Annotated in this window: 23 protein-coding genes and 1 pseudogene; 14 read left to right on the forward strand and 10 right to left on the reverse strand. The window is 69.4% G+C overall.

Features of this window, described 5'->3' with window-relative positions:
* The first annotated feature begins 324 nt into the window (after positions 1 to 324).
* The 3 genes from ACH492_RS17180 to ACH492_RS17190 are packed head-to-tail and all read left to right on the forward strand — an operon-like array spanning position 325 to position 3460.
* Positions 325 to 1278 (forward strand): S1C family serine protease, encoded by a 954-nt coding sequence (locus tag ACH492_RS17180; protein WP_398987256.1) that lies wholly within the window; start codon positions 325 to 327, stop codon positions 1276 to 1278.
* A 20-nt stretch (positions 1279 to 1298) separates the two neighbouring features.
* A complete protein-coding gene (locus ACH492_RS17185) occupies positions 1299 to 2021 on the forward strand; it encodes a response regulator transcription factor (RefSeq protein ID WP_398987258.1) in 723 nt (240 codons plus the stop codon).
* Positions 2021 to 3460, forward strand: a complete 1440-nt coding sequence (locus ACH492_RS17190) for a sensor histidine kinase (protein WP_398987260.1) — start codon at positions 2021 to 2023, stop codon at positions 3458 to 3460. Before ACH492_RS17185 ends, ACH492_RS17190 begins: the two co-directional genes overlap by 1 nt.
* Here ACH492_RS17190 and ACH492_RS17195 read toward each other — a convergent pair.
* Together ACH492_RS17195 and ACH492_RS17200 are read right to left on the reverse strand one after the other, a co-directional pair.
* Entirely contained in the window at positions 3457 to 4326 is an 870-nt protein-coding gene (locus tag ACH492_RS17195) for a phosphatidylinositol-specific phospholipase C (RefSeq protein WP_398987262.1), read from the reverse strand. The genes ACH492_RS17190 and ACH492_RS17195 overlap by 4 nt on opposite strands.
* Before the next feature lie 144 nt (positions 4327 to 4470).
* Positions 4471 to 6291 carry a bifunctional metallophosphatase/5'-nucleotidase gene (locus ACH492_RS17200; protein ID WP_398987264.1) on the reverse strand — a complete coding sequence of 607 codons (1821 nt, stop codon included), beginning with the start codon at positions 6289 to 6291 and terminating at the stop codon, positions 4471 to 4473.
* Between the two features lie 194 nt (positions 6292 to 6485).
* Between ACH492_RS17200 and mshD the strand changes: the two genes are divergently transcribed.
* The 8 genes from mshD (at position 6486) to pstB (ending at position 16036) form a co-directional block, all read left to right on the forward strand.
* Positions 6486 to 7409 carry a mycothiol synthase gene (gene mshD / locus ACH492_RS17205; RefSeq protein ID WP_398987266.1) on the forward strand — a complete coding sequence of 308 codons (924 nt, stop codon included), beginning with the start codon at positions 6486 to 6488 and terminating at the stop codon, positions 7407 to 7409.
* A gap of 379 nt (positions 7410 to 7788) precedes the next feature.
* The gene (locus ACH492_RS17210) at positions 7789 to 10017 is read left to right on the forward strand and encodes an RNA degradosome polyphosphate kinase (RefSeq protein WP_398987268.1); all 2229 of its coding nucleotides are present in this window, start codon (positions 7789 to 7791) and stop codon (positions 10015 to 10017) included.
* Positions 10004 to 11269: a CHAD domain-containing protein gene (locus ACH492_RS17215; RefSeq protein ID WP_398987270.1), complete on the forward strand. Its 1266-nt coding sequence runs from the start codon at positions 10004 to 10006 to the stop codon at positions 11267 to 11269. The genes ACH492_RS17210 and ACH492_RS17215 overlap by 14 nt, the downstream gene beginning before the upstream one ends.
* On the forward strand, positions 11266 to 11700 hold the full coding sequence (locus ACH492_RS17220) for an NUDIX hydrolase (protein ID WP_398987272.1): 435 nt from the start codon (positions 11266 to 11268) through the stop codon (positions 11698 to 11700). Before ACH492_RS17215 ends, ACH492_RS17220 begins: the two co-directional genes overlap by 4 nt.
* 225 nt (positions 11701 to 11925) lie before the next feature.
* Positions 11926 to 13062 (forward strand): phosphate ABC transporter substrate-binding protein PstS, encoded by a 1137-nt coding sequence (gene pstS / locus ACH492_RS17225; protein WP_398987274.1) that lies wholly within the window; start codon positions 11926 to 11928, stop codon positions 13060 to 13062.
* A gap of 104 nt (positions 13063 to 13166) precedes the next feature.
* Positions 13167 to 14159, forward strand: coding sequence for a phosphate ABC transporter permease subunit PstC (gene pstC, locus ACH492_RS17230; protein WP_398987276.1), 993 nt, complete (start codon positions 13167 to 13169; stop codon positions 14157 to 14159).
* The gene (pstA, locus tag ACH492_RS17235) at positions 14156 to 15229 is read left to right on the forward strand and encodes a phosphate ABC transporter permease PstA (protein WP_398987278.1); all 1074 of its coding nucleotides are present in this window, start codon (positions 14156 to 14158) and stop codon (positions 15227 to 15229) included. Before pstC ends, pstA begins: the two co-directional genes overlap by 4 nt.
* A 30-nt stretch (positions 15230 to 15259) precedes the next feature.
* Positions 15260 to 16036 (forward strand): phosphate ABC transporter ATP-binding protein PstB, encoded by a 777-nt coding sequence (pstB, locus tag ACH492_RS17240; protein ID WP_398987280.1) that lies wholly within the window; start codon positions 15260 to 15262, stop codon positions 16034 to 16036.
* A 215-nt stretch (positions 16037 to 16251) separates the two neighbouring features.
* Here the strand turns inward: pstB and ACH492_RS17245 are convergent, their stop codons facing one another.
* Both ACH492_RS17245 and ACH492_RS17250 read right to left on the reverse strand, forming a co-directional pair.
* The gene (locus tag ACH492_RS17245) at positions 16252 to 17250 is read right to left on the reverse strand and encodes an anion permease (protein ID WP_398987282.1); all 999 of its coding nucleotides are present in this window, start codon (positions 17248 to 17250) and stop codon (positions 16252 to 16254) included.
* A gap of 5 nt (positions 17251 to 17255) precedes the next feature.
* The gene (locus ACH492_RS17250) at positions 17256 to 17876 is read right to left on the reverse strand and encodes a DUF47 domain-containing protein (protein WP_307662564.1); all 621 of its coding nucleotides are present in this window, start codon (positions 17874 to 17876) and stop codon (positions 17256 to 17258) included.
* 194 nt (positions 17877 to 18070) lie between these two features.
* Between ACH492_RS17250 and ACH492_RS17255 the strand changes: the two genes are divergently transcribed.
* Positions 18071 to 18403 (forward strand): metal-sensitive transcriptional regulator, encoded by a 333-nt coding sequence (locus ACH492_RS17255; RefSeq protein ID WP_251017580.1) that lies wholly within the window; start codon positions 18071 to 18073, stop codon positions 18401 to 18403.
* Positions 18404 to 18454: 51 nt separating this feature from the next.
* Here the strand turns inward: ACH492_RS17255 and ACH492_RS17260 are convergent, their stop codons facing one another.
* On the reverse strand, positions 18455 to 18637 hold the full coding sequence (locus ACH492_RS17260) for a hypothetical protein (protein WP_307662563.1): 183 nt from the start codon (positions 18635 to 18637) through the stop codon (positions 18455 to 18457).
* Positions 18638 to 18712: 75 nt separating this feature from the next.
* Positions 18713 to 19573: a hypothetical protein gene (locus ACH492_RS17265; RefSeq protein WP_398987381.1), complete on the reverse strand. Its 861-nt coding sequence runs from the start codon at positions 19571 to 19573 to the stop codon at positions 18713 to 18715.
* A gap of 460 nt (positions 19574 to 20033) precedes the next feature.
* Here ACH492_RS17265 and ACH492_RS17270 point away from each other — a divergent pair, with 460 nt between their 5' ends.
* Positions 20034 to 21602, forward strand: coding sequence for an FAD-binding oxidoreductase (locus ACH492_RS17270; protein ID WP_398987285.1), 1569 nt, complete (start codon positions 20034 to 20036; stop codon positions 21600 to 21602).
* A 107-nt stretch (positions 21603 to 21709) separates the two neighbouring features.
* Here the strand turns inward: ACH492_RS17270 and ACH492_RS17275 are convergent, their stop codons facing one another.
* The 3 genes from ACH492_RS17275 to ACH492_RS17285 all read right to left on the reverse strand — a co-directional run bounded on the left by ACH492_RS17275 (position 21710) and on the right by ACH492_RS17285 (position 24630).
* Positions 21710 to 22435, reverse strand: a complete 726-nt coding sequence (locus ACH492_RS17275; RefSeq protein WP_398987287.1) for a phosphatase PAP2 family protein — start codon at positions 22433 to 22435, stop codon at positions 21710 to 21712.
* Positions 22436 to 22684: 249 nt separating this feature from the next.
* Positions 22685 to 23686, reverse strand: coding sequence for an NlpC/P60 family protein (locus ACH492_RS17280; RefSeq protein WP_398987383.1), 1002 nt, complete (start codon positions 23684 to 23686; stop codon positions 22685 to 22687).
* 137 nt (positions 23687 to 23823) lie between these two features.
* Positions 23824 to 24630 carry an SAM-dependent methyltransferase gene (locus tag ACH492_RS17285; protein ID WP_398987289.1) on the reverse strand — a complete coding sequence of 269 codons (807 nt, stop codon included), beginning with the start codon at positions 24628 to 24630 and terminating at the stop codon, positions 23824 to 23826.
* Positions 24631 to 25007: 377 nt separating this feature from the next.
* Here ACH492_RS17285 and ACH492_RS17290 point away from each other — a divergent pair.
* Positions 25008 to 25118: pseudogene (locus ACH492_RS17290) on the forward strand (DUF397 domain-containing protein); the annotation flags it as partial.
* Positions 25119 to 25582: 464 nt separating this feature from the next.
* Here ACH492_RS17290 and ACH492_RS17295 read toward each other — a convergent pair.
* On the reverse strand, positions 25583 to 26215 hold the full coding sequence (locus tag ACH492_RS17295) for a hypothetical protein (RefSeq protein ID WP_398987291.1): 633 nt from the start codon (positions 26213 to 26215) through the stop codon (positions 25583 to 25585).
* Positions 26216 to 26578: the final 363 nt, after the last annotated feature.

The raw sequence follows: 26578 nt of genomic DNA on the forward strand, positions 1-26578 counted from the left end.
GCCTCCACCCCGTCTCCCTCGGGCTCCGCGGCGAAGCCGCCGGACCAGCCCGGGGGTGTGGGGGCGTCAGCCCTCACGTACCCCTCCCCCGCCAGGGGGCCTGGGGGCAGCGCCCCCAGTTTCGGGAAGGGGCGGGGTGGGGGAACAGACCGCGCCTGCACCCCCGCGTCCCCCTCCGCCAAGGGGACGCCACACGCCCCCGAGTGCGGCAAAGCCCCCCAGCCGCCACGCCCCGTGCCCCCTGACCTCGGGCACGCACCGTTCTGCCCGGCTTCTCAGCGCCGCCTCAGACTGCTCTCATGTACGGCACCCAGAGTCATCCCCATGACGGACTACTACCGCTACCCGCAGCCGGAGCCGCAGCCGTACAACACCGGCGCCTACCCCCCGCCCCCACCCCCACCGCACCGCGCCAAGGCCAAGCGGCCCGTCGCGCTCATCGTCGCCGTCGCCGCCGCGGTCATCGGCGGCGGGGCCTCCGCGCTCGTCGGGCAGTTCGTCGGCGGCGACAAGAGCAGCGGCACCGGCGTGACCGGCACCAATGTGTCGCGGAGCAGCACCGGCACCGTCTCCGGCGTCGCCCAGGCCGTCTCGCCGAGCATCGTGGAGATCAGCGCGACCTCCTCCGCCGGGCAGTCCACCGGCTCCGGCGTGATCATCACCGCCGACGGTGAGGTCATCACCAACAACCACGTCGTCTCCGGCGCCGACACCGTCAAGGTGAGGCTCAGCGACGGCAAGACGTACACCGCCAAGGTCGTCGGCACCGACCCCGACAAGGATCTCGCCCTCATCAAGCTGGAGGGCGCGAGCGGCCTCAAGGCGGCTTCCCTCGGCGACTCCAGCAAGGTCAAGGTCGGCGACGAGGTCGTCGCGATCGGCTCGCCCGAGGGCCTGACCGGTACCGTCACCAGCGGGATCGTCTCCGCGCTCAACCGCGATGTGACCGTCGCGAAGGACCAGGACCAGGACCAGGGCCGGCAGCAACAGCAGGGCGGCGGCTGGCCCTTCGAATTCGGCGGGCAGCAGTTCAACGGCGACACCGGCGACTCCAAGACCACCTACAAGGCCATCCAGACCGACGCCTCGCTCAACCCCGGCAACTCCGGCGGCGCGCTCATCAACATGAACGGCGAGATCATCGGCATCAACTCCGCGATGTACTCGCCCAGTTCGGCCACCGGCTCCACCGCCGGCAGCGTCGGCCTCGGCTTCGCCATCCCCATCGACACCGTCAAGGCCGACCTCGACGACCTGCGCTCCGGCGGCAACAGCTGACCCCGTGCGAGGCTGATGCCATGACTACCCCCCGTGAAGGCGACCGCATCCTCATCGTCGACGACGAGCCTGCCGTCCGTGAGGCGCTCCAGCGCTCTCTCGCCTTCGAGGGGTACGGGACCGAGGTCGCCGTCGACGGCGTGGACGCCCTCGCCCGGGCGGAGGCGTACGCCCCCGATCTGATCGTGCTCGACATCCAGATGCCCCGGATGGACGGCCTGACCGCCGCCCGCCGGCTGCGCGCCGCCGGGTCGACCACTCCGATCCTGATGCTGACCGCGCGGGACACGGTCGGTGACCGGGTGACCGGGCTGGACGCGGGCGCGGACGACTATCTGGTCAAGCCGTTCGAGCTGGACGAGCTGTTAGCCCGGATCCGCGCGCTGCTGCGGCGCAGCTCGTACGCGACGACCGCGGGCGCGGCTCCCGACGACGACGTGCTGGCCTTCGCCGATCTGCGGATGGACCTGGCGACGCGCGAGGTCCACCGCGGCACGCGCCGGGTGGAGCTGACCCGTACGGAGTTCACGCTGCTGGAGATGTTCCTCGCGCATCCGCGCCAGGTGCTGACCCGGGAGCAGATCCTCAAGGCGGTCTGGGGCTTCGACTTCGAGCCCAGTTCGAATTCGCTGGATGTGTATGTGATGTATCTGCGACGCAAGACGGAGGCGGCCGGTGAGCCGCGCCTGGTCCACACGGTGCGCGGCGTGGGGTACGCGCTGCGGTCGGGCGGCCCGGAGTGATGAGACGGTTCCGTGCGCTGCCCCTGCGGTCGCGGCTGGCGCTGCTGGTGGCGGTCGCGGTGGCGGTCGCGGTCGCGGCCGTCTCCACCACCTGCTGGTTCGTCGTGCGCGGCAAGCTGTACGACGAGATCGACTCCAAGCTGAAAGCCGCGAGCGCGCCCTTGCAGGGCGAGGAAATCGCCGCCGCACTGCGCAACTGTTCCCAGACCCCGGCTGCCCGGACCGGCTACGGCCCCAAGCCCGTCTTCTACCTCCAGCTCGTCCAGGCCGACAGCGACAAACCGTGCGTCGCCGCCGGCTCAGCCGGCACCATCCAGGTCGGCAGCAGTGACCAGAAGGTGGCGCGGAACGCGGACCCGACCGTCTGGACATTCCGCAACGGCCAGGACACCGACGGGAAGGACGTCCGCGTACTCACCGCCGCGGTCGTCGTCCAGGGCCCGGCGAGCGGAGTCGTGACGGACACCGCGGTGGTGATCGCGTACCCGCTCAAGGAGACCGAGGGCACCCTCAACGATCTGGCGCTCCTGCTGCTCATCGTGTCCGGCGTCGGCGTCCTGGGCGCGGGCGCGGCCGGGCTGTGGGTCGCGCGGGCCGGGCTCAAACCGGTCGACCGGCTCACTGGGGCCGTCGAGCATGTCGCCCGCACCGAGGACCTGACCGTACGCATCCCGGTCGAGGGCGAGGACGAGATCGCCCGGCTGTCCCGCTCCTTCAACTCGATGACCGCCGCGCTCGCCTCCTCCCGGGACCGGCAGGCCCAGCTGATCGTGGACGCCGGGCACGAGCTGCGCACGCCGCTGACCTCGCTGCGTACGAATATCGAGCTGCTGGCCCGCAGCGAGGAGACGGGCCGGGCGATCCCGCCCGCGGACCGTACGGCGCTGATGGCCTCGGTCAAGGCGCAGATGACCGAACTGGCCGCCCTCATCGGCGACTTGCAGGAGCTGTCGCGGCCCGACGCGGTGGACCGGGGGCCACTGAAGGTGGTCGCCCTGCACGAGATCGCCGAGGCCGCGCTGGAGCGGGCCCGGCTGCGCGGGCCCGAGCTGACCTTCGCGGCGGACCTGGCGCCCTGGTACGTACGGGCGGAGCCGGCCGCGCTGGAGCGGGCGCTGGTCAACGTCCTGGACAACGCGGTGAAGTTCTCGCCGCTGGGCGGGACGGTCGAGGTGGCTCTCAAGGGCGGCGAGCTGACGGTACGGGACCACGGTCCCGGCATCCCCGCCGATGAACTCCCTTACGTCTTCGAGAGGTTCTGGCGCTCGCCGACGGCGCGGAGTCTGCCCGGCTCGGGTCTTGGGCTGTCGATCGTGGCCCGTACGGTCCAGCAGTCGGGCGGCGAGGTTTCGATCGAGCCCGCTGCCGGCGGCGGTACGCGCGCGGTGATCCGGCTGCCGGGCGCGGCGACGCCACCGCCTGGCCCTGACGCCGCCTAGTTGTGCCGCAGGAGCGAATCGACGAGTCCCGAGCGGGTGTTGGGGTAGTCCATCGGCACAATGCCGAGGCCCTTCCAGCCGCTCGCCTCTGAGCCGTTGATGAAGGAGTGGACCCTCGGGTTGAGGTTGTCGGAGTTCCAGCGCGGCGGCAGGTACGCGGAGGTGCTGACGAAGTTGATGAACAGCTTTCCGGGCTGCTGGGCCGCCTTGCGGAACTGTGCCTCGATCTTGGGGTACTTGGCGTCAGGCGCGGCGTTCCAGTCGTCCTGGATGTCGAACACCGCGCTGTCCCACCATTTGACGCCGGGCAGTCCGCCGTTGTCGGCGATGAGGACGACCTTGCCGCGGGCCTCGCCCAGCGACGGCAGCCCGTCGCCGATGCGGAACAGCGGACGCCAGCCCTTGCCGTCGAGGTAGGTGTCGAATACGCGGCGGAAGGTCGCGTCGCTCTCCTCCGAGTACTCCTGCTTGACGCGCATGAGGACCGTCTCGGACGGGTGGGCGCTGAGGAAGTCCCGACAGGCGATGAGCACATCGCCGAACATCAGGTTCTGGTAGGAGGCCCCGTGGTGGATGGCGAAGGAGTCCCCGGTGACCCGGCAGCGGACATCCAGGAAGCGGATGCCGCTGTTCAACTGGTCGCCGATGGTGGTGTTCTGGCACTCGGTCCAGAGCCCGCCGAAGCGCGCGCCCGAGTCGTGAGTGCCGGGGATCGTCAGCCGCGCGAGGGCGGTGCTGTCCGCGGAGCCCGCCATCCAGTCCTGCGCGGACAGGGTGCGGCGGGATGCGGCGAAGGCGGGGGGTGCGCCGATGAGGGCGGTTGCGGAGACGGCTGCCGCGCCCGCGAGAAAGCTCCGTCGGTCCATGGTCCGGGATTATGGCGGGGTCACGTCAAGAAGCACCAGGGCCAGGACTGGCCAGTAACCAACGGCCGAATCAAGCCTCTTGTCGTGAACGCCGGTGGGGCGGCAGCCCCGTGGCCCGCCGCCCCACCGTCCCGCCGAGTAGCGCTACTTCACGACCGTGATCCGGCCGGTGACCGGCGGCGCGAGCGGCGCGCTCGCGCTGGAGTGCGCGGCCAGATAGGCGTTGAGGATGTCCAGGTCGGACGCGCCGACCAGCTTGTTCTTGTGCTCCTTCAGGACGGCGAAGCCATCGCCGCCGCCCGCCAGGAACTCATTCATCGCGACCCGGTAGGTCTTCGCCGGGTCGATCGCCTCGCCCTTCAGCTTGACCGAGCCGGCCACGATCCGGTCGGCTCCGGTCTTCGTCAGATCCAGGGTGTAGGTGAAGCCGTCCGACACCTGGAGGATCTTCGGGGAAGCCTGGTTCGCGCCACTGACCTGCTGCTGGAGTGCAGTGATCAACTGAGCGCCGGTCAGGTCGACGACGGTCATCATGTTGGTGAACGGCTGCACGGTGAACGCCTCGCCGTAGGTCACGACACCGTCGCCCTCACTGCCGGACGCCTTGTGGACGAGGCCCGCGCGGATTCCGCCCGGGTTCATCAGCGCGAGCTGCGCCCCGCCCTTGTCCGCCGGGGCGAGACCCTCCAGTTGCGCGTCCGCGATCAGATTGCCGAGCGGCTTCTCGGGCGCGTCGAAGGGGTTCTCGATGTCGGCGGAGATATAGCCGACGGGCCGGCTCGCGACCGGCGCGGCCAGCGTGTTCCAGCGCGCGATCAGCGAGGTCATGTCCGCAGCCTTCGGCACGTCGCGGGTGACCACGTGGTTCGCGGAGGCGACGGACGTACGGACGATGTCCTTGGTGCGACGGTCGTAGGTGAGCGTCGTGTCCGTGTACAGCTTGCCGAACGAGGCCGCCGATGTGACCGTACGCGGCCGGCCGGACGGGTCCGGGACGGTGCACGCGTACGCCTGGTGGGTGTGGCCGGTGACCAGGGCGTCGACCTGCGGGCTGATCTTCTTGGCGATGTCGACGATCGGGCCGGAGACACCGTCGCCGGGGCCCGGGCTGTCGCAGTTGTAGTTGTACGAGGAGGAAGCCGGCGCCCCGCCCTCGTGGATCAGGGCGACGATCGATTTGACGCCCTTGCGCTCCAGCACCTTGGTGTACTTGTTGATCGTCTCGACCTCGTCGGCGAACGTGAGGCCCTTGACGCCCTCGGCGCTGACGATGTTCGGCGTGCCCTCCAGGGTCACCCCGATGAAGCCGATCTTGACCCCGTCCTTCTTCCAGATGAAGTACGGATCGAGCAGCGGCCTGCCGGTCCTGTCGTCCGCCACATTCGCGGCGAGGTACGGGAAGTCCGCGCCCGTGAACTTCCTGCCCTGCTCGAAGCAGCCGGCGGTGGGGTGACAGCCGCCGTTCTGCATCCGGGCCAGTTCCTTGGCGCCCTCGTCGAACTCGTGGTTACCGACGGAGGAGACATCGAGCTTCAGCCCGTTCAGCGCCTCGATGGTCGGCTCGTCGTGGAAGAGCCCGGAGAGCAGCGGCGATGCGCCGATCATGTCGCCGGCCGCGGCGGTCACCGAGTACTTGTTGCCCTCACGGGCCTGGCGCAGGTGCGTGGCGAGGTACTCGACGCCGCCCGCATTGATCTTCTCGGTGGTGCCGTCCGCGCGGGTGTGGGTGACCTGACCGGCCGAGCCGGCGGGCGGCTCCAGGTTTCCGTGCAGGTCGTTGAAGGACAGCAGCTGCACGTCGACGGTGCGCGGCTTGTGGTGACGGTCACCGCTGCTCCCCTCGTCGACGGCGGCACCGGCCGGCATCGCGGCGAAGAGCGCGCCGACGGTGGCCAGTCCGGCGGCCGCGGCGAGAACCCGACGGCTCCGGCGGGCCGCACGGTGTTTGTTCGGTGTCGCTGACATCTGTCCCCTTGTCAGTTCAGCGTGGCGTGAGGGTTGCGAGCGGCAGCCTAGAGTCAACGCGCGTAGCGCGACAGGGGGTAGGGGTTACGACCTGGTTGCCTTTGTTCGTCATCGGGTGGTTCCTCGCGTATCACCCGTACGCAGGGCCCGTCCCGTATCGCCGACAATGTACTGTCCAGCCGTACCCTCGTCCCATGAGCATTGATGCTGTGATTCCGGAGCCCGGCCGGCAGATCGAGACCGTTGACGAGCTCAGCCCCGAGCAGGCTCAGGCCGTGCTCGGCATGCTCGGCGAGGCCGCCCGCGCGGACGGGATGCAGGCCGTCTCCGAGCAGGGGCGGCTGCAGCTGCGCGGCGGGAAGCGGGAGGGCGTACGGCATCTCCTGCTCACCGTCGGCGGCGAGCTGATCGGGTACGCGCAGCTGGAGGACACCGACCCCATCGAGGCTCCGGCCGCCGAGCTCGTCGTGCACCCCGCGCATCGCGGGCGCGGCCACGGCCGGGCGCTCGGCAGTGCGTTGCTGGGGGCGTCCGGGAAGCGGCTGCGGGTATGGGCGCACGGCGGGAAGTCCGCCGCGCGGCATCTGGCTCAGGTGCTCGGGCTCACCCTCTTCCGTGAACTGCGCCAGCTGCGGCGGCCGTTGAGCCCGCTGGACATTCCCGAGCCGGTGTTCCCGGCGGGCGTCACCGTACGCAGCTTCGTGCCCGGGCAGGACGACGCGGCCTGGCTCGCCGTGAACGCCGCCGCCTTCGCGCACCACCCCGAGCAGGGCTCCGTCACGCAACGGGACCTCGACGACCGCAAGGCCGAGCCGTGGTTCGACCCCAAGGGCTTCTTCCTGGCCGAGCGGGGCGGGGAGCTCATCGGCTTCCACTGGACGAAGGTGCACGCCGCGGAGCACCTCGGCGAGGTGTACGTCATCGGCATCCGGCCCGACGCGCAGGGCGGCGGCCTCGGCAAGGCGCTGACCGCGATCGGGCTGCGGTATCTCGCCGCGCTAGGGGTGCCGACTGCGATGCTCTACGTCGACGCGGACAATACGGCGGCACTGCGGGTGTACGAAGGCCTCGGCTTCGTCACGCACGAGGTGGACCTGATGTACCGCACCGAGTCCTGACGGACCGCCCCCGGGCGGCCACTGCTCGGTAACGCATCGGGACCGGCATCGCACCGGCTCTTGCCGACGCCGCCACCGCCGCCCCATTCTGGCTGCTGCACACGCGCACACTGTCCGGGCACGGCCCGCTGCAGGGCCGCACAGGGCCCGCGCAGGGCCGCACAGAGCCCCATACACCGTACAGGACCCCCCGCGACCGACCCCGGGGGGTCCCACCACGCTTTCCCTCATGTCATGTCGTCGTTACCGGGCATTCAGACGCTCTTGCGACCCTCACTCAATGCAGCCCGCTGGACCCGCCTCCCCGAACGGGAAGATCCCCCTCATCCCGGCCCTCTCCGACGCGCCCGTCATGCCCTCGACGCGGAACAATGGGTTCATGAGCCAGCAGCCCGCCGAGGTACCGGTCCAGCACCCCCAGCCTTCCGTCGGTTCCATAGCAGCGCACCGGCCGCACACCGTCGCCGCCACGGTCTCCGACCTGGAACCCGATCTCGACGCCGACCTCGACTCGTACGAGGAAGATCACGAGGGCGACGGCGCCGAATTGCCCCAGGGGCGGTTCCTCGACCGCGAGCGCAGCTGGCTCGCGTTCAACGAGCGCGTCCTGGAGCTCGCCGAGGACCCGGCCACCCCGCTCCTCGAACGGGCCAACTTCCTGGCAATCTTCGCGTCCAACCTGGACGAGTTCTTCATGGTCCGCGTCGCCGGCCTGAAGCGCCGCATCGCGACCGGTGTCGCCACCCGGTCCGCGTCCGGCCTCCAGCCCCGCGAAGTGCTGGACCTGATCTGGAACCGCTCCCGCGAGCTCATGGCCCGGCACGCCGCCTGCTACCAGCAGGACGTCGCCCCGGCGCTCGCCGAAGAGGGCATCCACCTCATCCGCTGGCCGGACCTCACCGAGAAGGAGCAGGCGCGCCTGTTCACTCTCTTCCGGCAGCAGATCTTCCCCGTCCTGACCCCGCTGGCCGTGGACCCCGCACACCCCTTCCCGTACATCTCGGGCCTCTCGCTGAACCTCGCCGTGGTGGTACGGAACCCGGTCAGCGGCCACCGCCACTTCGCCCGCGTCAAGGTCCCGCCGCTGCTGTCCCGCTTCCTGGAGGCCTCGCCGCAGCGGTACGTCCCCCTCGAGGACGTCATCGCCGCGCACCTCGAAGAGCTCTTCCCCGGCATGGAGGTGCTCGCTCACCACATGTTCCGGGTGACCAGGAACGAGGACCTGGAGGTCGAGGAGGACGACGCCGAGAACCTTCTGCAGGCCCTGGAGAAGGAGCTCATGCGGCGCCGCTTCGGCCCGCCCGTGCGGCTCGAGGTCGAGGAGTCCATCGACCCGTACGTCCTGGACCTGCTGGTCCGCGAGCTGAAGATGTCCGACGCCGAGCTCTTCCCGCTGCCCGGGCCGCTGGACCTGACCGGCCTCTTCGGGATCGCGGCGCTGGACCGCCCCGAACTGAAGTACCCGAAGTTCGTCGCCGGCACCCACCGGGACCTCTCCGAGGTCGAGTCGGCATCCGCGCCCGACATCTTCATGGCGCTGCGCGAACGGGACGTACTGCTGCACCATCCGTACGACTCGTTCTCGACGTCCGTCCAGGCCTTCCTGGAGCAGGCCGCGGCCGACCCGGACGTGCTGACCATCAAGCAGACGCTGTACCGCACCAGCGGCGAATCCCCGATAGTGGACGCGCTGATCGACGCCGCCGAGTCGGGCAAGCAGGTCCTCGTACTCGTAGAGATCAAGGCCCGCTTCGACGAACAGGCCAACATCAAGTGGGCGCGGAAGCTGGAGGAGTCCGGCTGCCATGTCGTCTACGGGCTCGTCGGACTGAAGACGCACTGCAAGTTGTCGCTGGTGGTCCGCCAGGAGGGCGAGACGCTGCGCCGCTATTCCCACGTCGGGACCGGCAACTACCACCCGAAGACGGCCAGGCTGTACGAGGACCTGGGGCTGCTGACTGCCGACCCGCAAGTCGGCGCCGACCTCTCGGACCTGTTCAACCGGCTGTCGGGATACTCCCGCCGCGAGACCTACCGCCGGCTCCTGGTCGCCCCCAAGTCCCTGCGCGACGGCCTGATTTCACGAATCAACAAGGAAGCCGCGCACCACCGCGCCGGCCGGCCCGCCTACGTCCGCATCAAGGTCAACTCGATGGTGGACGAGGCGGTCATCGACGCCTGCTACCGGGCGGCCATGGCGGGTGTGCCGGTGGACATCTGGGTGCGCGGCATCTGCGCGATACGCCCCGGAGTCGCCGGCCTCTCCGAGAACATCCGGGTGCGCTCGATCCTCGGCCGCTTCCTGGAGCACTCCCGGATCTTCGCCTTCGGCAACGGCGGCGAGCCCGAAGTGTGGTTCGGCAGCGCCGACATGATGCACCGCAACCTCGACCGCCGTATCGAGGCTCTGGTCCGGGTCACCGATCCGGCCCACCGCGCGGCTCTGACCCGTCTCCTGGAGACCGGCACGTCCGACACCACGTCCTCCTGGCACCTCGGCCCGGACGGCGCCTGGAACCGGCATGCGACGGACGCGGAAGGCCAGCCGCTGCGGAATCTACAGGAGATGCTCATAGACGCCCGGAGGCGCCGGCGTGCACAGTCCTGATCTCTCCCGGCCTGACGCCCCCGCCGTCCCGGCCGGTCCCCCCACCGCGGTCACGGCCGGCGAGGCGCTGGCCCGGTACCTCCATGCGCAGGCAGGTGGCTTCCTGCGCAGTCTGCGACTGCACAGCGAGAGCGGCGCGGACACGGCGGGCGTGGCGGAGGCCGCCGCCGCGCTGCGTCAGGTGTCCCGCCGTATCAGCGGGACACTGCACACCTTCCGGCCGCTGCTCGACCCCGCCTGGGCGGACGATCTGCGCACCGAACTGGCCTGGCTCTCCGCGACACTGGCCCAGGAACATGCCTGCACCTCACGGCTCGGGCGGCTGCTCGACGCGCTGGCACGGCTGTCGGGGGCGAGTCCGCTGCCGCCGGCGAGGGGGGAATCGCGCATGCCAAGCCCGAGCGACCGGGCTGCCGCTCCCGGCGAACGCGGCGCGTCGGGAGCTCCCGGCGAACGCGGCCCGTCGGCCGGTCCCGGCGAACGCGGCCCGTCAGCTGTTCCCGGCGCACCGGCAGGCTCCGTCTCCGTCTCCGTCACGCTGGCCGGTCCCGGCTCCGGCGATCTTGGAAGCCCCGCCGACGGCCCCGTCAGCCCGGCCGGCAGCGCCAACGCTCCGCGCGCCACCGGTTCCCTCACCGTCGGGGCCGCGCGGGCAGGCGCACTGCTGGAGCGGCAGCTCACCCTCGCCCGGACCCGGGCCCACTCCGCCGCGCTCCAGGCCCTCGGCTCCTCCCGCTTCCACGCGGTCGCCGACTCCGTCGCCGTACTCGCATCCGAACTGCCGCTCGGCCCGATGGCCGGCGCCCCGGCAGCCGAGGCCCTGGCGCTGCCCGTGGAGCTCGCCGAGCGGCGGCTGCTGGAAGCGGTGGCCGCGCTGCCGCTGGGCCGGGCCGCACACCCGTACAACGCGGAGGCCCTGGTGCACGGCCTCGCCACCACATCGGCCGGGGAGGCGCAGGACGCCCCCTGGCACCAGGTGCGGCTGCTGCTGCGGCTGCACCGGTACGCACAGGAGGTGCTGCACCCGGAGGCGGACCCGGTGCTGCACCACGCGGGCCTGGTCCTCGACCGTCACCGCGACGCGGCCGAGGCCGCCGCTGCCGCCGCAAACGCTGCCCGCACTCCGCGCATCGCCCCGGCCACCGCGTACGCACTGGGGGTGCTCCACGCCGACCAGCGGCACGAGGTGGAGGCCGCCCGGTTCGCCTTCCAGCAGGTGTGGCAGAGGGCCACGGCGGTGACGGCCCCATGAGCGGGGGCCCGACGATGGGGGACGAGACGGTACTGGCCGCGGGCTGTGTGCTCTGGCGGCGTTCCCCGCACAGCGACGAGGGCATCGAGATCTGCCTCGTACACAGGCCCAAGTACGACGACTGGTCGTTCCCGAAGGGCAAGCTGAAGCGCGGCGAGGACGCCCTCGCCGGCGCGGTGCGCGAGGTGCTGGAGGAGACGGGGTACCAGTGCGTTCCGGGGGCCCGGCTGCCCTCCGCGTACTACCTTGCAAATGGACGTCCGAAGCAGGTCAGCTACTGGGCGGCTGAAGCGACGGCGGGTTCGTTCGCCCCCAGCGAGGAGGTGGACCGCATCCTGTGGCTTCCACCGGCGGAGGCCCGTAACCGCCTCACCCAGCCCCGGGACCGCATTCTGGTAGACGCTCTGCTCGAGGCTCTTCACTCGGCGTGAGGTGTCGGCGGGGGCCGGCAAGCGACCCGCGCGGCCGGCACTTAGCTGCCCGACACGGTTCACCTTCCGTTCATCCTCCCCCGTCGGCGGCTTCACCTCATCTGCCTAATTTCGGCCCTACACGGTGACCGGTGCAGTGCCGGTCCCCCCACCCCGACACACGCCGCCATAGAACGTGTCAGACATCAGTCAGCGTCCGGCGGCTCTTGGAAGGAACACCCGAAAGTGAAGCTTCAGCGCAAGAACGGGCTTCGCGCCACCGCGCTCGGCGCGCTCGCCATCTCCGGCGCCCTGGTCCTCACGGCGTGTGGTTCGGACGACAACGCGGGCGGCACCGGCGGCAGTGGCGAGAAGACCGACGCCGCGTCGAACGTCAAGTGCGAAGGCGCCAAGGGCCAGCTGCTCTCCGCCGGCTCGACCGCCCAGAAGAACGCCATGGACCTCTGGGTGAAGAACTTCCAGGCCGCCTGCTCCGGCGTGGAGATCAACTACCAGGCCATCGGCTCCGGTGGTGGCATCACCAAGTTCAACCAGGGCCAGGTCGCCTTCGCCGGTTCCGACTCGGCGCTCAAGCCCGAAGAGGTCACCGAGTCGAAGAAGATCTGCAAGACCGGCCAGGGCATCAACCTGCCCATGGTCGGCGGCCCGATCGCCATCGGCTACAAGCTGACCGGCGTGGACAACCTGGTCCTGGACGCCCCGACCCTCGCCAAGATCTTCGACTCGAAGATCACCAAGTGGGACGATGCGGCGATCAAGAAGCTGAACCCGGACGCCAAGCTGCCCAGCACCACGATCCAGGCCTTCCACCGCTCTGACGAGTCCGGCACCACCCAGAACCTCGGTAAGTACCTCAGCGAGGCCGCCCCGGCCGACTGGAAGTACGACCCGAAGACGAAGTCCTGGCCGGCCAAGGGTGGCCAGGCCGCCAACGGCTCCTCCAGCGTCGCCAGCTCCGTCAAGGACACCGAGGGCGCGATCGGCTACTTCGAGCTGTCGTACGCGACCGCCAGCAAGATGAGCACCGTCAAGCTGAACACCGGTGCCGCGGCCCCGGTCGAGGCGACCACCGAGAACGCCTCCAAGGCCATCGGCGCCGCCAAGATCAAGGGCACCGGCAACGACCTCGCCCTCTCGCTCGACTACAAGACCAAGGTCGACGGCGCGTACCCGATCGTCCTGGTCACGTACGAGATCGCCTGCGACAAGGGCAACAAGGCAGAGACCCTGCCGACCCTCAAGGCGTTCCTGAACTACGCGGTCAGCGAGGAGGGCCAGAAGGTCCTCGCCGACGCCGACTACGCCCCGCTCCCGGCCGAGATCGCGACCAAGGTCCGCGAGATCGTCCCGACCCTGTCCTGATTCCGACCGAGGCCGGTCCGTGCCGCAGCACGGGCTCGGACCGGCCTCGGTATCCGGTGCACCGCCGCCAGGAGCCCACAGGCTCCGCAGACCGGAGAGTCCCGATGGTTACCACAACACCCACCGAAACTCCGCCGCCCGCCCGCGGCGACATACGCACGTCCAGGGGCAGCACCCGCCCCGGCGACCGGATCTTCCTGGGCCTGTCCCGCGGATCCGGGATCACCCTGCTGGTGATCATGGCTGCCATCGCGGGGTTCCTCACCTACCGAGCCGTCCTCGCCATCTCGAAGGACGACGCGAACTTCCTCACCACCTCCGAGTGGAACCCGGCCGGCAGCCCGCCAGTCTTCGGCATCGCCGTACTGGCCTTCGGCACGGTCGTCAGCTCGGTCATCGCGATGCTCATCGCCGTGCCGATCGCGATCGGCATCGCGCTGTTCATCTCGCACTACGCGCCGCGCAAGCTGGCCGCTCCGATCTCTTACGTCGTCGACCTGCTCGCCGCCGTACCGAGCATCATCTACGGCCTCTGGGGCGCCATCTTCCTGGTTCCCTACCTCGACGGTCTCAACAAGTGGCTGAACGAGTACTTCGCCTGGACGTACATCTTCGACAAGGCCAGTGACGGCGTCGCCCGCAACCTCTTCACCGTCGGCATCCTGCTGGCCATCATGATCCTGCCGATCATCACCAACGTCACCCGTGAGGTCTTCCTCCAGGTGCCGAAGATGCACGAAGAGGCCGCTCTGGCCCTCGGCGCCACGCGCTGGGAGGTCATCCGGATGTCGGTGCTCCCCTTCGGCCGCTCCGGCATCATCAGCGCCTCGATGCTCGGCCTCGGCCGTGCGCTCGGCGAGACGATGGCCGTGGCCGTGGTGCTCTCCCCGAGCTTCATCATCTCCGGCCATCTGCTCGACCCGGGTGGTGGCACCTTCGCCCAGAACATCGCGGCGAAGTTCAACGAGGCCAATGAGTTCGGCCGGGACGCGCTGATCGCCTCCGGTCTGGTGCTCTTCTTCATCACGCTGCTGGTCAACGGCGCGGCACGGTGGATCATCGCGCGCCGCAAGGAGTACTCGGGGGCCAACGCATGAGCAACGTCGTCCAGGACAAGCGGCCGGTTGCGCCCCTGCGCCCCGCCGCCCTGTCCCACGCCCGCCTCCCCCGCTGGGCTCCGGCCGCCATCGCGGCCGCGTCCATCGCCGCAGGCTGCGCTCTCGGCCTCGTCGCCGGCTGGCACAGCAGGATCCAGTGGGGCCTGCTGGCCGCGCTCATCTTCGTGCTCTCCAGCTACCTGATCACCACCAAGGTCGAGGGCAGCCGCCAGGCCAAGGACCGGTTCGCCACCAGCGTCGTCTGGGTCTGCTTCGTCCTCGCCGTGATCCCGCTGCTTTCGCTGGCCTGGGTCACGATCAGCAAGGGCGTCAAGGTCCTCGACGGGTACTTCCTGAGTCACTCGATGGGCGGCGTACTCGACGCCGATGTCGGCGGCGGTATCTACCACGCGCTGCTCGGCACCATCGAGCAGGTCCTCATCGCGACCGTCATCGCCGCCCCCATCGGCATGCTGACCGCGATCTACCTGGTCGAGTACGGCCGCGGCAAGCTCGCGAGGGCCGTCACCTTCTTCGTCGACGTCATGACGGGCATTCCGTCGATCGTCGCGGGCCTGTTCATCCTGGCCACCTGGAACCTGATGCTGGGCTTCGGGCCCTCCGGGTTCGCCGGCTCGATGGCGCTCGCCATCCTGATGATGCCGGTGGTCGTCCGCTCCACCGAGGAGATGCTCAAGCTCGTCCCGAACGAGCTGCGCGAGGCCTCCCTCGCCCTGGGCATCCCCAAGTGGCGCACGATCCTCAAGGTGGTCCTGCCCACCGCGATCGGCGGCATCACGACGGGCGTCATGCTCGCGGTTGCCCGTATCACCGGCGAAACGGCCCCCGTGCTGCTGCTCGTCTTCGGTACGAAGCTGATCAACAACAACCCCTTCGAAGGCGCCCAGTCCTCGCTGCCGCTGTATGTGTACGAGCAGTACGCCGTCGGCACCGACGCAGCGGTCGACCGCGCCTGGGCCGCCGCCCTGGTGCTGATCGCCTTCGTCATGATCCTCAACCTGGTGGCCCGCGGCATCGCCCGCTGGAAGGCCCCGAAGACCGGTCGCTGACCGCGGCCTTCTGAAAGCGAAGTGATTCACATGGCCAAGCGCATCGACGTCAGCGGCCTCAGCGCCTTCTACGGCTCCCACAAGGCGATCGAGGACATCTCCATGACCGTGGAGCCCCGCTCCGTGACGGCCTTCATCGGCCCGTCCGGCTGCGGCAAGTCCACGTTCCTGCGCACCCTGAACCGGATGCACGAGGTCACCCCCGGTGGCCGCGTCGAGGGCAAGGTGCTGCTGGACGACGAGAACCTGTACGCCTCCGCCGTGGACCCCGTCGCCGTACGCCGTACGGTCGGCATGGTCTTCCAGCGGCCGAACCCCTTTCCGACGATGTCGATCTTCGACAATGTCGCGGCGGGCCTGCGGCTGAACGGCTCGTACAGGAAGAACCAGTTGGCAGAGGTCGTCGAGAAGTCCCTCAAGGGCGCGAACCTCTGGAATGAGGTCAAGGACCGGCTGAACAAGCCCGGCTCCGGCCTCTCCGGCGGCCAGCAGCAGCGTCTGTGCATCGCCCGCGCGATCGCGGTCGAGCCGGATGTGCTGCTGATGGACGAGCCGTGCTCGGCGCTGGACCCGATCTCGACCCTTGCGATCGAGGACCTGATCGGTGAGCTGAAGGAGCGCTTCACGATCGTCATCGTGACGCACAACATGCAGCAGGCGGCGCGCGTCTCGGACCGTACGGCGTTCTTCAACCTGTCCGCGGTCGGCCAGCCCGGCAAGCTGATCGAGGTCGACGAGACGGAGCGGATCTTCGCGAACCCGTCGGTGCAGGCGACCGAGGACTACATCTCCGGCCGCTTCGGCTAGGCCGGAACCCATAGACGTCCTGCGGTGCTGCATGGCGGTGCCACCGCAAGGCGAAGGGCCCGCCCCCTCTCCCAGGGGGCGGGCCCGCTCATTTCACTTACCCGAGTCCGTGGTGACCGTGTGGCCAGGGGGCGTTGACGCTTGCTGCCGGTGGTGGGTTTCGCCGGGGGACTGGCCCTACCGCAGGTCGGGCTGACCTGGGGCTGTCGCAGGCGTCAGCCGAAGACCAGGTAGACCACGCCATAGCTCAGCGCGGCGACAGTCGCGGCCGCCGGCATTGTGATGAACCACCCCATGACGATGTTCTTGGCGACCCCCCAGCGGACCGCGTTCACCCGCTTCGTCGCCCCCACACCCATGATCGCCGAGGTGATCACATGCGTCGTCGAGATCGGCGCATGGAACAGGAACGCCGAGCCGAACATGATCGAGGCCCCCGTCGTCTCCGCCGCGAACCCCTGTGGCGGATCCAGTTCGATGATCTTGCGCCCGAGCGTCCGCATGATGCGCCAGCCACCCGCGTACGTACCGAGCGAGAGCATCATCGCGCAAGCGATCTTGACCCAGACCGGAATCGCGTCGCCCTGGTTCTCCACATCGGCGATGACCAGCGCCATCACCACGATGCCCATCGTCTTCTGCGCGTCCTGCAGCCCGTGGCCGAGCGCCATGGCAGCCGCCGAGACGGTCTGCGCTATGCGGAAGCCGCGCTTGGCCTTGGCCGGATTGGACCTCCGGAACATCCACATGATCGCGACCATCACCAGATAGCCGCAGATCAGACCGACGACCGGCGAGACGAACATCGGGATGACGATCTTCTCGAGCACACCGGTCCAGATGACCTCGGTCCCGCCCGCCAGCGCGGCGCCCACCATGCCGCCGAACAGCGCGTGGGACGAGGACGACGGCAGTCCGAAGTACCACGTGACCAGGTTCCATACGATCGCGCCGACCAGTGCCGCGAAGAGGATGCCCATGCCCCGCGAGCCCTGGGGCGTCTCGATGAGCCCCTCGCTGACGGTCTTGGCGACGCCCTGCCCCAGAAAGGCACCGGCGAGGTTCATCACCGCGGCCATCGCCAGCGCCGCGCGCGGCGTCAGCGCACGTGTGGAGACCGAGGTCGCGATCGCGTTCGCGGAGTCGTGAAAGCCGTTGGTGTACGTGAATCCGAGCGCGACACCAATGGTCACGATCAGCGCAAAGGTGTCCACGAAGCTCAGGACTCCTTGACCGCGATGGTCTCCACGGTGTTCGCAACATGCTCGAAGGCGTCCGCGGCCTCTTCCAGCACATCCACGATCTGCTTGAGCTTGAGCACCTCGATGGCGTCGTACTTACCGTTGAAGAGCGTCGCAAGGAGCTTGCGGTGAATCTGGTCGGCCTGGTTCTCGAGGCGGTTGACCTCGATCCAGTACTCGGTGAGGTTGTCCATGGTCCGCAGATGCGGCATGGCCTCCGCCGTCAGCTCGGCCGCCCGCGCCAGAACCTCGATCTGCTGCTCCACACCCTTGGGCAGCTCCTCGACCTGGTACAGCACGACCAGGTCGACGGCCTCCTCCATGAAGTCCATGATGTCGTCGAGCGACGAAGCGAGTTTGTAGATGTCCTCGCGGTCGAACGGTGTGATGAAAGAGGAGTTCAGCTGGTGGAAGATCGCATGCGTGGCGTCGTCTCCCGCATGCTCCGCTGCCCGCATCCGCTCCGCGATCTCAGCCCGGCCGGAGGCGTCCGCTCCGAGCAGTTCCATCAGGAGCTTGGAGCCCGTGACGATGTTGTCCGCGGATGCGGCAAACATGTCATAGAAGCTCGTCTCCCTGGGGGTCAGACGAAAGCGCACGTGGGGTCCTCGGGGTGCTCTGGATTTGGTCAGGCTGATGCTAGGCGCATCATCCGGCCACGGCTAACCGGCGTTCCTCAGTGTCGCCCATCGAGCAGCGTGATCAGCACGGGCCCCCGGTCCCGATCCGGCACGATTCGTTACGATATACCCACGAGGGGTATCCACACCCCTGTGGACAGCGGGAGGACGCGATGACGACCACCGAGGCGGCCGGCCCCCCGGTCACGGACCACGACCACGGCGTGCACGGCTACCACAAGCAGAAGGACGAGCACCTCAAGCGGCTGCGCCGGATCGAGGGCCAGATCCGCGGGCTGCAGCGGATGGTCGACGAGGACGTGTACTGCATCGACATACTCACGCAGGTCTCCGCGTCCACCAAAGCGCTGCAGTCCTTCGCGCTCCAGCTGCTCGAGGAGCATCTGCGGCACTGCGTGGCAGATGCGGCAGTCAAGGGCGGCGAGGAGATCGACGCGAAGGTCGAGGAGGCGACGAAGGCGATCGCACGCCTTCTTCGTACTTGAGGCGCCCAGTCATTCCTGCGCAGTCATTCCTGCGCAGTCATTCCGGCCGGGTCATTCCGGCCGGGAGAGCGCAGACCGTTCCGCTGCCACCTTCAGCACCTCGTCGATACGGTCCGGGCTGAGCCGCTCCTCGTCCGCGGCCGACGCCGCGATGATCAACTCGCCACACAGCTCGATCTCGGCGAGGGCCACGTGGTCCTGGACGGTCGTCGTACTGGGAGGAGCCACGTGCATTCACCTCTTCCTGCCGGTATCGACTTCCTAGCGTAGGGAGTGATGCACGCACTGCGCATGGCACGTCCGGACCATTTAGGCCCTGATCTTCCCTGCGTAAATGTCCCGTTGGTCGGGCAGACGCACGGCGACCGGCGCCCCGAAGTCGTACAGCAGAGTGGTCGAAGTGACGGCGACCGTGCCGGTCTCATTGGTGAAGCTGAAGCGGTGGCGCACCTTGCGCAGCCGGCCCTCGTCGTCGAGATACGCGTCGAACGGCACGGTGTCCATGGCGAACCCTTTCGCCGCGGCGGCCAGCGAGGCGCGTGCATGCGGTTCGGCGATCCGTGCGGCCTGGGCGATGTCCGTGATGCCGCGGTAGTGCCGCACCTTCGCCCCCGCGAGCTTCTCCTCGCCGACGTACGTCACTTCCCGCGCGCTGCGCAGCAGTTCGGCGGCGGCGAGCGGATCGGTGGCGCCGCCGGTGACCAGGTTCCCGTCCTCGAGGGTGGTTGTGTCGACTCGTACCCATTTGTCCGCGGGCACGCCCGCACCGCGGTTCTTCATGTACAGCGCGCCGGGCGCCAGCAGCTCGGTGACCGGACGGTGTTCGTCCGCACCAGCAGGTCCCTTGGGCAGCACGACGGTGAGCTGCCCCATCCGCCGCACGAAGTCGTACCCGCCCTCGCCCCGGATGGTCACCCGGGTCCCGCCGGTGGCCGTCTCCATGGACGTACGGGCCTTGGCACTCCTTGCCCCGGCGAGCACATCCGCGGCCTTGCGCACCTCGTCGACCCACGTCTCGTCGGCCCGCGCCCGACCGGCCTGCCCGCCGCCCTGCCGGTCGTCGGCGACGGCGCCCCCGCCGCCGGAGCAGCCGCTGGTCGCCACCGCCCCCAGTACGGCGGCCGCGACGGCGAAAGCCCTGCCCTTGCGCCTGTGCTGCTGCACCACCATCGCCTGCCAACCCCCAACACGGGACCGCTGCTTGTACGAGACGCCCACCCGCCCCGCATAACGACGGCCCGGTCCCCTCGTCACGCCGCTGCCCATGGCCTCTCCTTGCCGCGCCTCGTAATTCCGCCCGGCCCCAGTACTGTGGAGAAGTGCCTCAGCAAGCCCCACCCGGCGATGCCCCGGCCCCGCACCACACCTCCACCACCGAGCGCGGCTCGTTCGCCGTCGCCCGGTGCTCCTGCGGCTGGGCCGGCCCGGCTCGCCGCTCCCGTGAACGGGCGCGGACGGACGCCGGGTTGCACACATCGGCCCTCACGGAGGGGCGCTGACGCATCCCCCGGCGCATCACGCCCTCGGCCGCACCGGGCCCCGCATCCTCGGCCGCATCACGGACACCGAAAAACCACCCGCGCCCGGAACCCCCAACCCCGCACAGCCGTCTCGTCCTCCAGGAGGCCCCATGGACCGGCGCGCGCTGCTCACCACCGCTGTTGCTCTGACCGCCGCTGCCTGCACAGGCAACCGCGGCGACGGAGCGACCGCGGCCACCACGACCGCCCCCGCCCGCAGCGCCTCGCAAGGGAGACCGGCGACCACCTCCGCTGCCGCCGCGCCCGACTGGAACGCGCTCGCGCGCGGGCTCGACGGGAAGCTCGTACGCCCCGGGGACGCCGCTTACCCGACCGCGCGGCAGCTCTACAACACCCGGTTCGACTCGCTGAAGCCCGCGGCCGTCGCGTACGTCGCGGGCGAGGACGACGTCAAGGAGTGCCTCGCCTACGCCAGGGCCCACCGCACGCCCGTATCCATCCGCAACGGCGGACATTCCTATGCCGGTTGGTCGTCCGGCAACGGCCGCCTTGTCATTGACGTGTCCGCCCTGAACCGCGTCGCTCCCGACGGCTCCATGGGCGCGGGCGCCAAGCTGATCGACGTGTACACCGCCCTCGCCCGCAGCAGCCGCACCATCCCCGGGGGCTCCTGCCCCTCGGTCGGCGTGTCCGGGCTCACCCTCGGCGGCGGGCACGGCGTCACCTCCCGTGCGTACGGTCTGACCTGCGACAGCCTCACCTCCGCGACCATCGTCACGGCCGACGGCAAGGTGCTGACCACGAGCGCGAAGGAGAACAAGGAGCTGTTCTGGGCGCTGCGCGGCGCGGGCAACGGCAACTTCGGCGTGGTGACCCGGCTCCGTTTCCGTACGCATCCCACGCCGCCGTCCGTCACCGCCTATCTCACCTGGCCCTGGTCGAAGGCCGCGGCCGTCCTCGCCGCCTGGCAGAAGTGGGGACCTGCCCAGCCGGACGAGATCTGGTCGTCGGCGCATCTCGCGGCCGGTCCCGGCGGCCGCACGCCCACGCTCTCGGTCGCCGCGTTCTCACTCGGCAGCGAGAGCGACCTGCGCAACGCACTCGACCGCCTCGCCGACCGGGTCGGCTCGCCCGCCCGCTCGGTCTCGGTGCGCCGCCGCAGTTACCAGGACGCGATGCTCGGCTACGCGGGCTGCTCCACTCTCAGCCAGGCCCAGTGCCATCTGCCCGGCACCACTCCGGGCCGTACGAAACAGGGCGCGCTCCAGCGTGAGACGTACGCGGCGGCCTCCGACTTCTTCGACCGCGAGCTCTCACCGGCCGGGCTGCGCACGCTGATCGCCGCGACCGAGGCGTTCACCCGGATCACGCCCGGCCAGGGCGGGGGCGGCGGCTCCATCGCGCTGACCGCGCTCGGCGGGGCGATCAACCGGGTTGACCCGCTGGCGACGTCGTTCGTGCACCGGCGGTCCAGGGTGCTCGCCCAGTACATCGGAGCGTGGCGTCCCGGCACCCCGGGCTCCGCCCAGCAGGCGTGGCTGAAAAACACCCATGCGTCGATGCGCCGCTACGCGTCCGGGGCCGCCTACCAGAACTACGTCGATCCCACGCTGACCAACTGGCGCCAGGCCTACTACGGGCCGGCCGCGGACCGCCTCGCCCGGCTGAAGAAGCAGTACGACCCGAACAGGCTCTTCAACTTCCCGCAGGCGCTGTAGGACGTTCGGTTCGCGCGGCCGACGCGGCTGTGCGGGGCGCGGCAGCTCGTGCAGCCATGCAGCCGGGCGGCCCTACGGCCCGTGCGGCCCCGGGCGTGCCGGTGGCGTCAGGCCGCGAGATCGTTCTCCCCGGCCCCTGACCCCTCGGTACTCGGCTCCGGAATGTCGAGCGTCTCGTGCCGGTCCGCCGAACCGGCAGCGGGCACCCGCCTCGACCGTACGAGCCTGCCGGTCCGGTCCGATCCGGCGGCCGCCGACACCAGCGGCGTAAGGAGCGCCAGCGCGAGGGGCGCGAGCAGCAGGGCCACCGCCGTGCCGAGCGCGAAGCCGCCGACCACGTCGGAGGGGTAGTGCACGCCCATGTAGACCCGGCAGAAGCCCTCCGCCAGCGCCAGGCCGATCGCGGCGAAGCCGAATTTCCGGTGTGCGACGAAGAGTCCGGCCGCGAGTGCCATCGCCATCGTGGCGTGGTCGCTGACGAAGGAGTAGTCGGTCTTGCCGGCCACCAGGACCTCGATGCCCCGGTGGTCCACGAACGGCCGCGGTCGCTCCACGAAGCCGCGGATCGGAATGTTGACCAGCAGCGCGATCCCGGCGGCCAGCGGCGCCCAGATCAGTCCGGCGACCGCCACGACCGAGTCCTCGGCGGTGCCGCGCCGGCGCACACTCCACCAGCACCAGAGCACCACCAGGACCATCGCGAGCATGATTCCGTACTCGCCGGTGAACTGCATGGTGCGGTCGAGCCACGACGGGGCGTCCTTGGCCAGGCCGTTGATGTCGCGGAGCAGGCTGAGATCGGGGTTCAAACCGTCCGACGCGAGTCCAGCCATCTGCTGCGGCCCCTTGCCTTGTCGCCTGGCGCGGCGCACGTGCCGAGTGCGCCGCCTCTACCAACCCCCGCGGTCATTACGGTGTCTGCTGCATGGTCAGTGCCGCTGTCCCTGTCCAGGGAACGGCCTGTTCCCTGTGTACGTTCCACTCTCCACCGAACGATCACCATGACGTTATCGAAGAGTGACACATCGTCGCAGCTCAGGGCCTTGGCTTAGCGGAGAGTTCCGGCCACGTACAGCAATTCGTCATGCTTCGGGGAGGTGCGTGGGCAGCGCTTTCGCGCCATCCTCGGTGACTCTCGTCGCGCCGAAGTAGTCCGGGGTGTCGATCTTGTCGAAGCGGATCACAGCTCCGGTGTACGGCGCGTTGATCATGTACCCACCGCCGACATAGAGCCCGACGTGCCGGATCGCCCGCGAGTTGGTGAGGTCGTCCGAGAAGAAGACCAGGTCGCCGGGGAGCAGTTCGTCGCGCGAGGGATGTGGACCGGCGTTGTACTGATCGTTCGCGACCCGAGGCAGCTCGATACCCACCGTCCGGTACGCGGCCTGGGTCAGCCCGGAACAGTCGAAACGTCCACCCTGCTCAGGGGTGCCGTTGCCGCCCCACAGGTACTTCGTGCCCAGCCTCTGCTGCGCGAAGTAGATCGCGCCGGCCGCCTGCCGCGACGGCTCGACCCTTCCGACGGGCCGGGCGAAGCTCTTCTCCAGGGTGCGGATGACCTTCACGTAGTTCTGCGTCTCGCGGTACGGAGGGACGCCGCCGTACTTGATGACGGCGTACGCGCCCGCGTTGTACGCGGCGAGCATGTTGTCGGTCGGGTCGCCGGGCGCCTTTTTGACGTACCCGGCCAATTCACAGTCGTACGAGGCGGCAGACGGAATCGCGTCCGCCGGATCCCAGACGTCACGGTCCCCGTCCTTGTCCCCGTCGACGCCGTGCGTCGCCCAGGTACCGGGGATGAACTGCGCGATGCCCTGGGCCGCGGCCGGGCTCTGCGCTCTGGGGTTCCAGCCGCTCTCCTGGTACAGCTGAGCGGCGAGCAGCGCGGGGTTGATGGCCGGGCAGAGGTTGCCCCACTTCTGTACGAGCGGCTGATAGAGCGCGGGCACGGCTCCCTTGGCAAGCCCGACCGCCCGCCCGCCGCTGCCGTTCGCGCCCATGAGCCCGGCGGCCGCGGAGTAGGTCCCGACGACGAGCAGCGCGACGAAGCCCAGACAGAGCCCGATCCCGACCCCACTGGCCATCCAGACTTTTCGCACGCCCTCAACCCTCTCCCATCCGGGCCGCGTTCCAACGGGCTTCGGCCCGCGCCTACGGTTCGCGTCCTACGGTTTGCGTTCTACGGTTCGCGTTCTACGGTTCGCGTCCTGCCGTCTACGTTCTACGACTTGCGCCCGACGCCGCCGAACATGGCGACCTCGTCGGGCTCTTCGCCACCGGCCGCCTCAGGCCGCCAGCGCGAACACGACACCAGACCGGGCTCCAGCATGTCGAGCCCGTCGAAGTACCGCGTCAGCTCCTGCGGGGTGCGCTGTGTGAGCCGGGGCGTGCCGTGCTCGTTCCAGAACGCGACGGCGGCGTCCACATCGGGCATCGCCGGGCTGGTGATGGTGTGGGAGAGAACGAGATGACTCCCGGCGGGCAGCGCGTCCATGAGGCGGCGGACGATTCCGTACGACTCCTCGTCGTCCTCGATGAAGATCACCACCCCGAGCAGCATCAGCGCGACGGGCCGCGAGAAGTCGAGCGTGGCGGCGGCGCGTTCCAGGACGGTCTCGACGTCGCGCAGATCGGCATCGAGGTAGTCGGTCCGCCCCTCGGGCGTACCGACGAGCAGAGCGCGGGCCTGCGCGAGGACGAGAGGGTCGTTGTCCACGTACACGATCCGCGCCTCGGGCGCCGCCCGCTGAGCCACCTCATGGGTGTTGTTGGCGCTGGGCAGCCCGGTCCCGATGTCGAGGAACTGCCGGATGCCGACATCCGCGGCCAGATGATGCACGGCCCGCCCCAGGAACAGCCGGTCGGCGAGGGCGTAGTCGACGATGCCGGGGTGGAGCTGGCGAATCTGGTCCCCGGCTTCGCGGTCGACGAGGTAGTTGTCCTTGCCGCCGGTCCAGTAGTTCCAGATACGGGCGGTGTGGGGGCGCGAGGTGTCGATCCTGGCCCGTAAGTGCGCGTTGTCGGTCACACCGTCCAAGATATCCAACTCTGCGTAGGCCGACTGGCGTTGAGGCGGACGGTTTTGCCACCCTGGCCGGGCAGTCCGCCCGGAGGCGTACCGGTCCGGAGCAACCGCCTCGCTCCCAGCCAGAGCATTTCCACCATTACCTTGTCGGCACCGCCCTGGGTGGACATTGAGCACCTCCTGCCATAGAACCGCGACTGTATTCCGTAATACGCGTACCACGTAATACTGCTCCCGGATCGAGCCCCTCACCTGGGCCGACCGCGCCCCTCGCCTCGGCACTCGACCAGAGCCGTTTCCCGCCGCACTTGAGCGGGTGCGCGCCCCAGCTGTCGGCGCAGGGCTGAACGAGGTGCAGCCCGCGCCCGCCTCCCGCGCTGAACGTCGTCACCACGGCCCGTAAGAAGTGTGACGCCTTCGTCCTCGGCGTACAGGCCGGCGAATTCGACCACTTCGCGGAGCTCGACGAGCAGAGACCCGTCACCCCCTGACGCCCGTTATCGCGGTCGCCAGCCGACGGTGATCGATTCGGACGGGCAATCGGGCCAGGAATGGGCTGGGGAAGTCCGAAAGCGTCATATTGATGGGATCTGCTGGCGGCCTCGGGACAGCTGACCAGGCGTAGACATCGCCGCGACAGCGGACGCCGTCAAACTCACTGAGCGCTCGGACCCCGGCGCGTCAGGCTCACCACCCACAGAACTTCGCGGACGTCGTGCGGAGCCTCAAGGGAACGCGCCGCGCGCGAGTCCGCCCCGGGATCGACATCGCCCACAGGGATGGGAGCCTGGTCCGCCTCCAAGAGATCAGTGCCTGGCACCATAGTGGCCACGCGCAGAGGAACGGGACGCCCTTGTCCTCGGCGTACGCGCGGGCGAGTTCGACCACTTCGCCGAAGGGCCGGACGCCGCCGCCCTCGTCTTACGGCGTCCACTTTCACCGGTTGAGAACGGACCTAGGGTAGGGGGAGTTTCCAGATGGCAAGGTCGCGGTAGCCCTCCGAGACGCTGGTCTCGAAGGTCAGGAACTTCGTGCCCGCGGGGACATTGAAACGAAGGGGTACGGTCACACGCTCGCCCGGCGCCAGGCTCTCGGGGAACCAATCCTCCCCCGAGCGGGGTGCCTTCCCGTCGATGGCCGGCTCGGCCATGACCGCATCCATGCCGTAGCCTGCTTCGACCTCTTCGTAGGCGTCCACGTCGAACACCTTGTCCGAGCCGTTGATGTACGTCACCGCGAACTCGTACGTCAGGTCGCCGGGCTCCCGCCGGTCGTCGTTGGGCACTGGGGCGATCCGGTGGGCGGGGCTCACCTTGGCCCGCACGCCGTCGTTGTACCGGGCCGTGCCGTCCGGGGCGAGCGGCGAGCCGTAACTGCCACCAGAGGTGAGACTGGGAGCGGCCTTCGCCCGCGCGTCCGCCGCCCCCGCCATCCCCGGTACGACGGCGCCAAACACATACGGGAGGACAACCACGGCCACCAGGAGCCCGACCACCACACCGAGCACCTTGGACACCGACCAGGTGGCGCCGCCTCCGGCGACGGAAGTCCGGTCCGGCCACACCCTGTGCTGCTGATCGCGCTTCATAGCCACAAAACTAGTCGCCACCCCTGGGTGACGGCGTGCGTCAGACCGCTCAAGTAGCCGTAGGTACAACTACTCGAGCAGCCGCTGTCACGGGTCCGGGTAGTAGGTTCTGTCCGGCGGCGGAGCTGACGTCTACGCGCACCCTGGTCCGCAGTCCCCCCGTTGATGAGCATCCTGGTCATCAGTTTTCCCGCGGCAGGGTTCTCGAATCGTGGTGCACCCGTCCAGCTCTCTCCGGCAACTGCCCTCCGGGAACGCATGGCGCTCCTCGCCGCCACGGAGGAGCGAGTGCAGCGTTCGGCGGAACTCCGGGTGGGCGTTGTTGTCGCCGCCTTCCTGACCGTGCCCTCGGACGGGGCACGA

Source organism: Streptomyces sp. NPDC019443 (genome assembly GCF_044389785.1).
Taxonomy (GTDB): domain Bacteria; phylum Actinomycetota; class Actinomycetes; order Streptomycetales; family Streptomycetaceae; genus Streptomyces.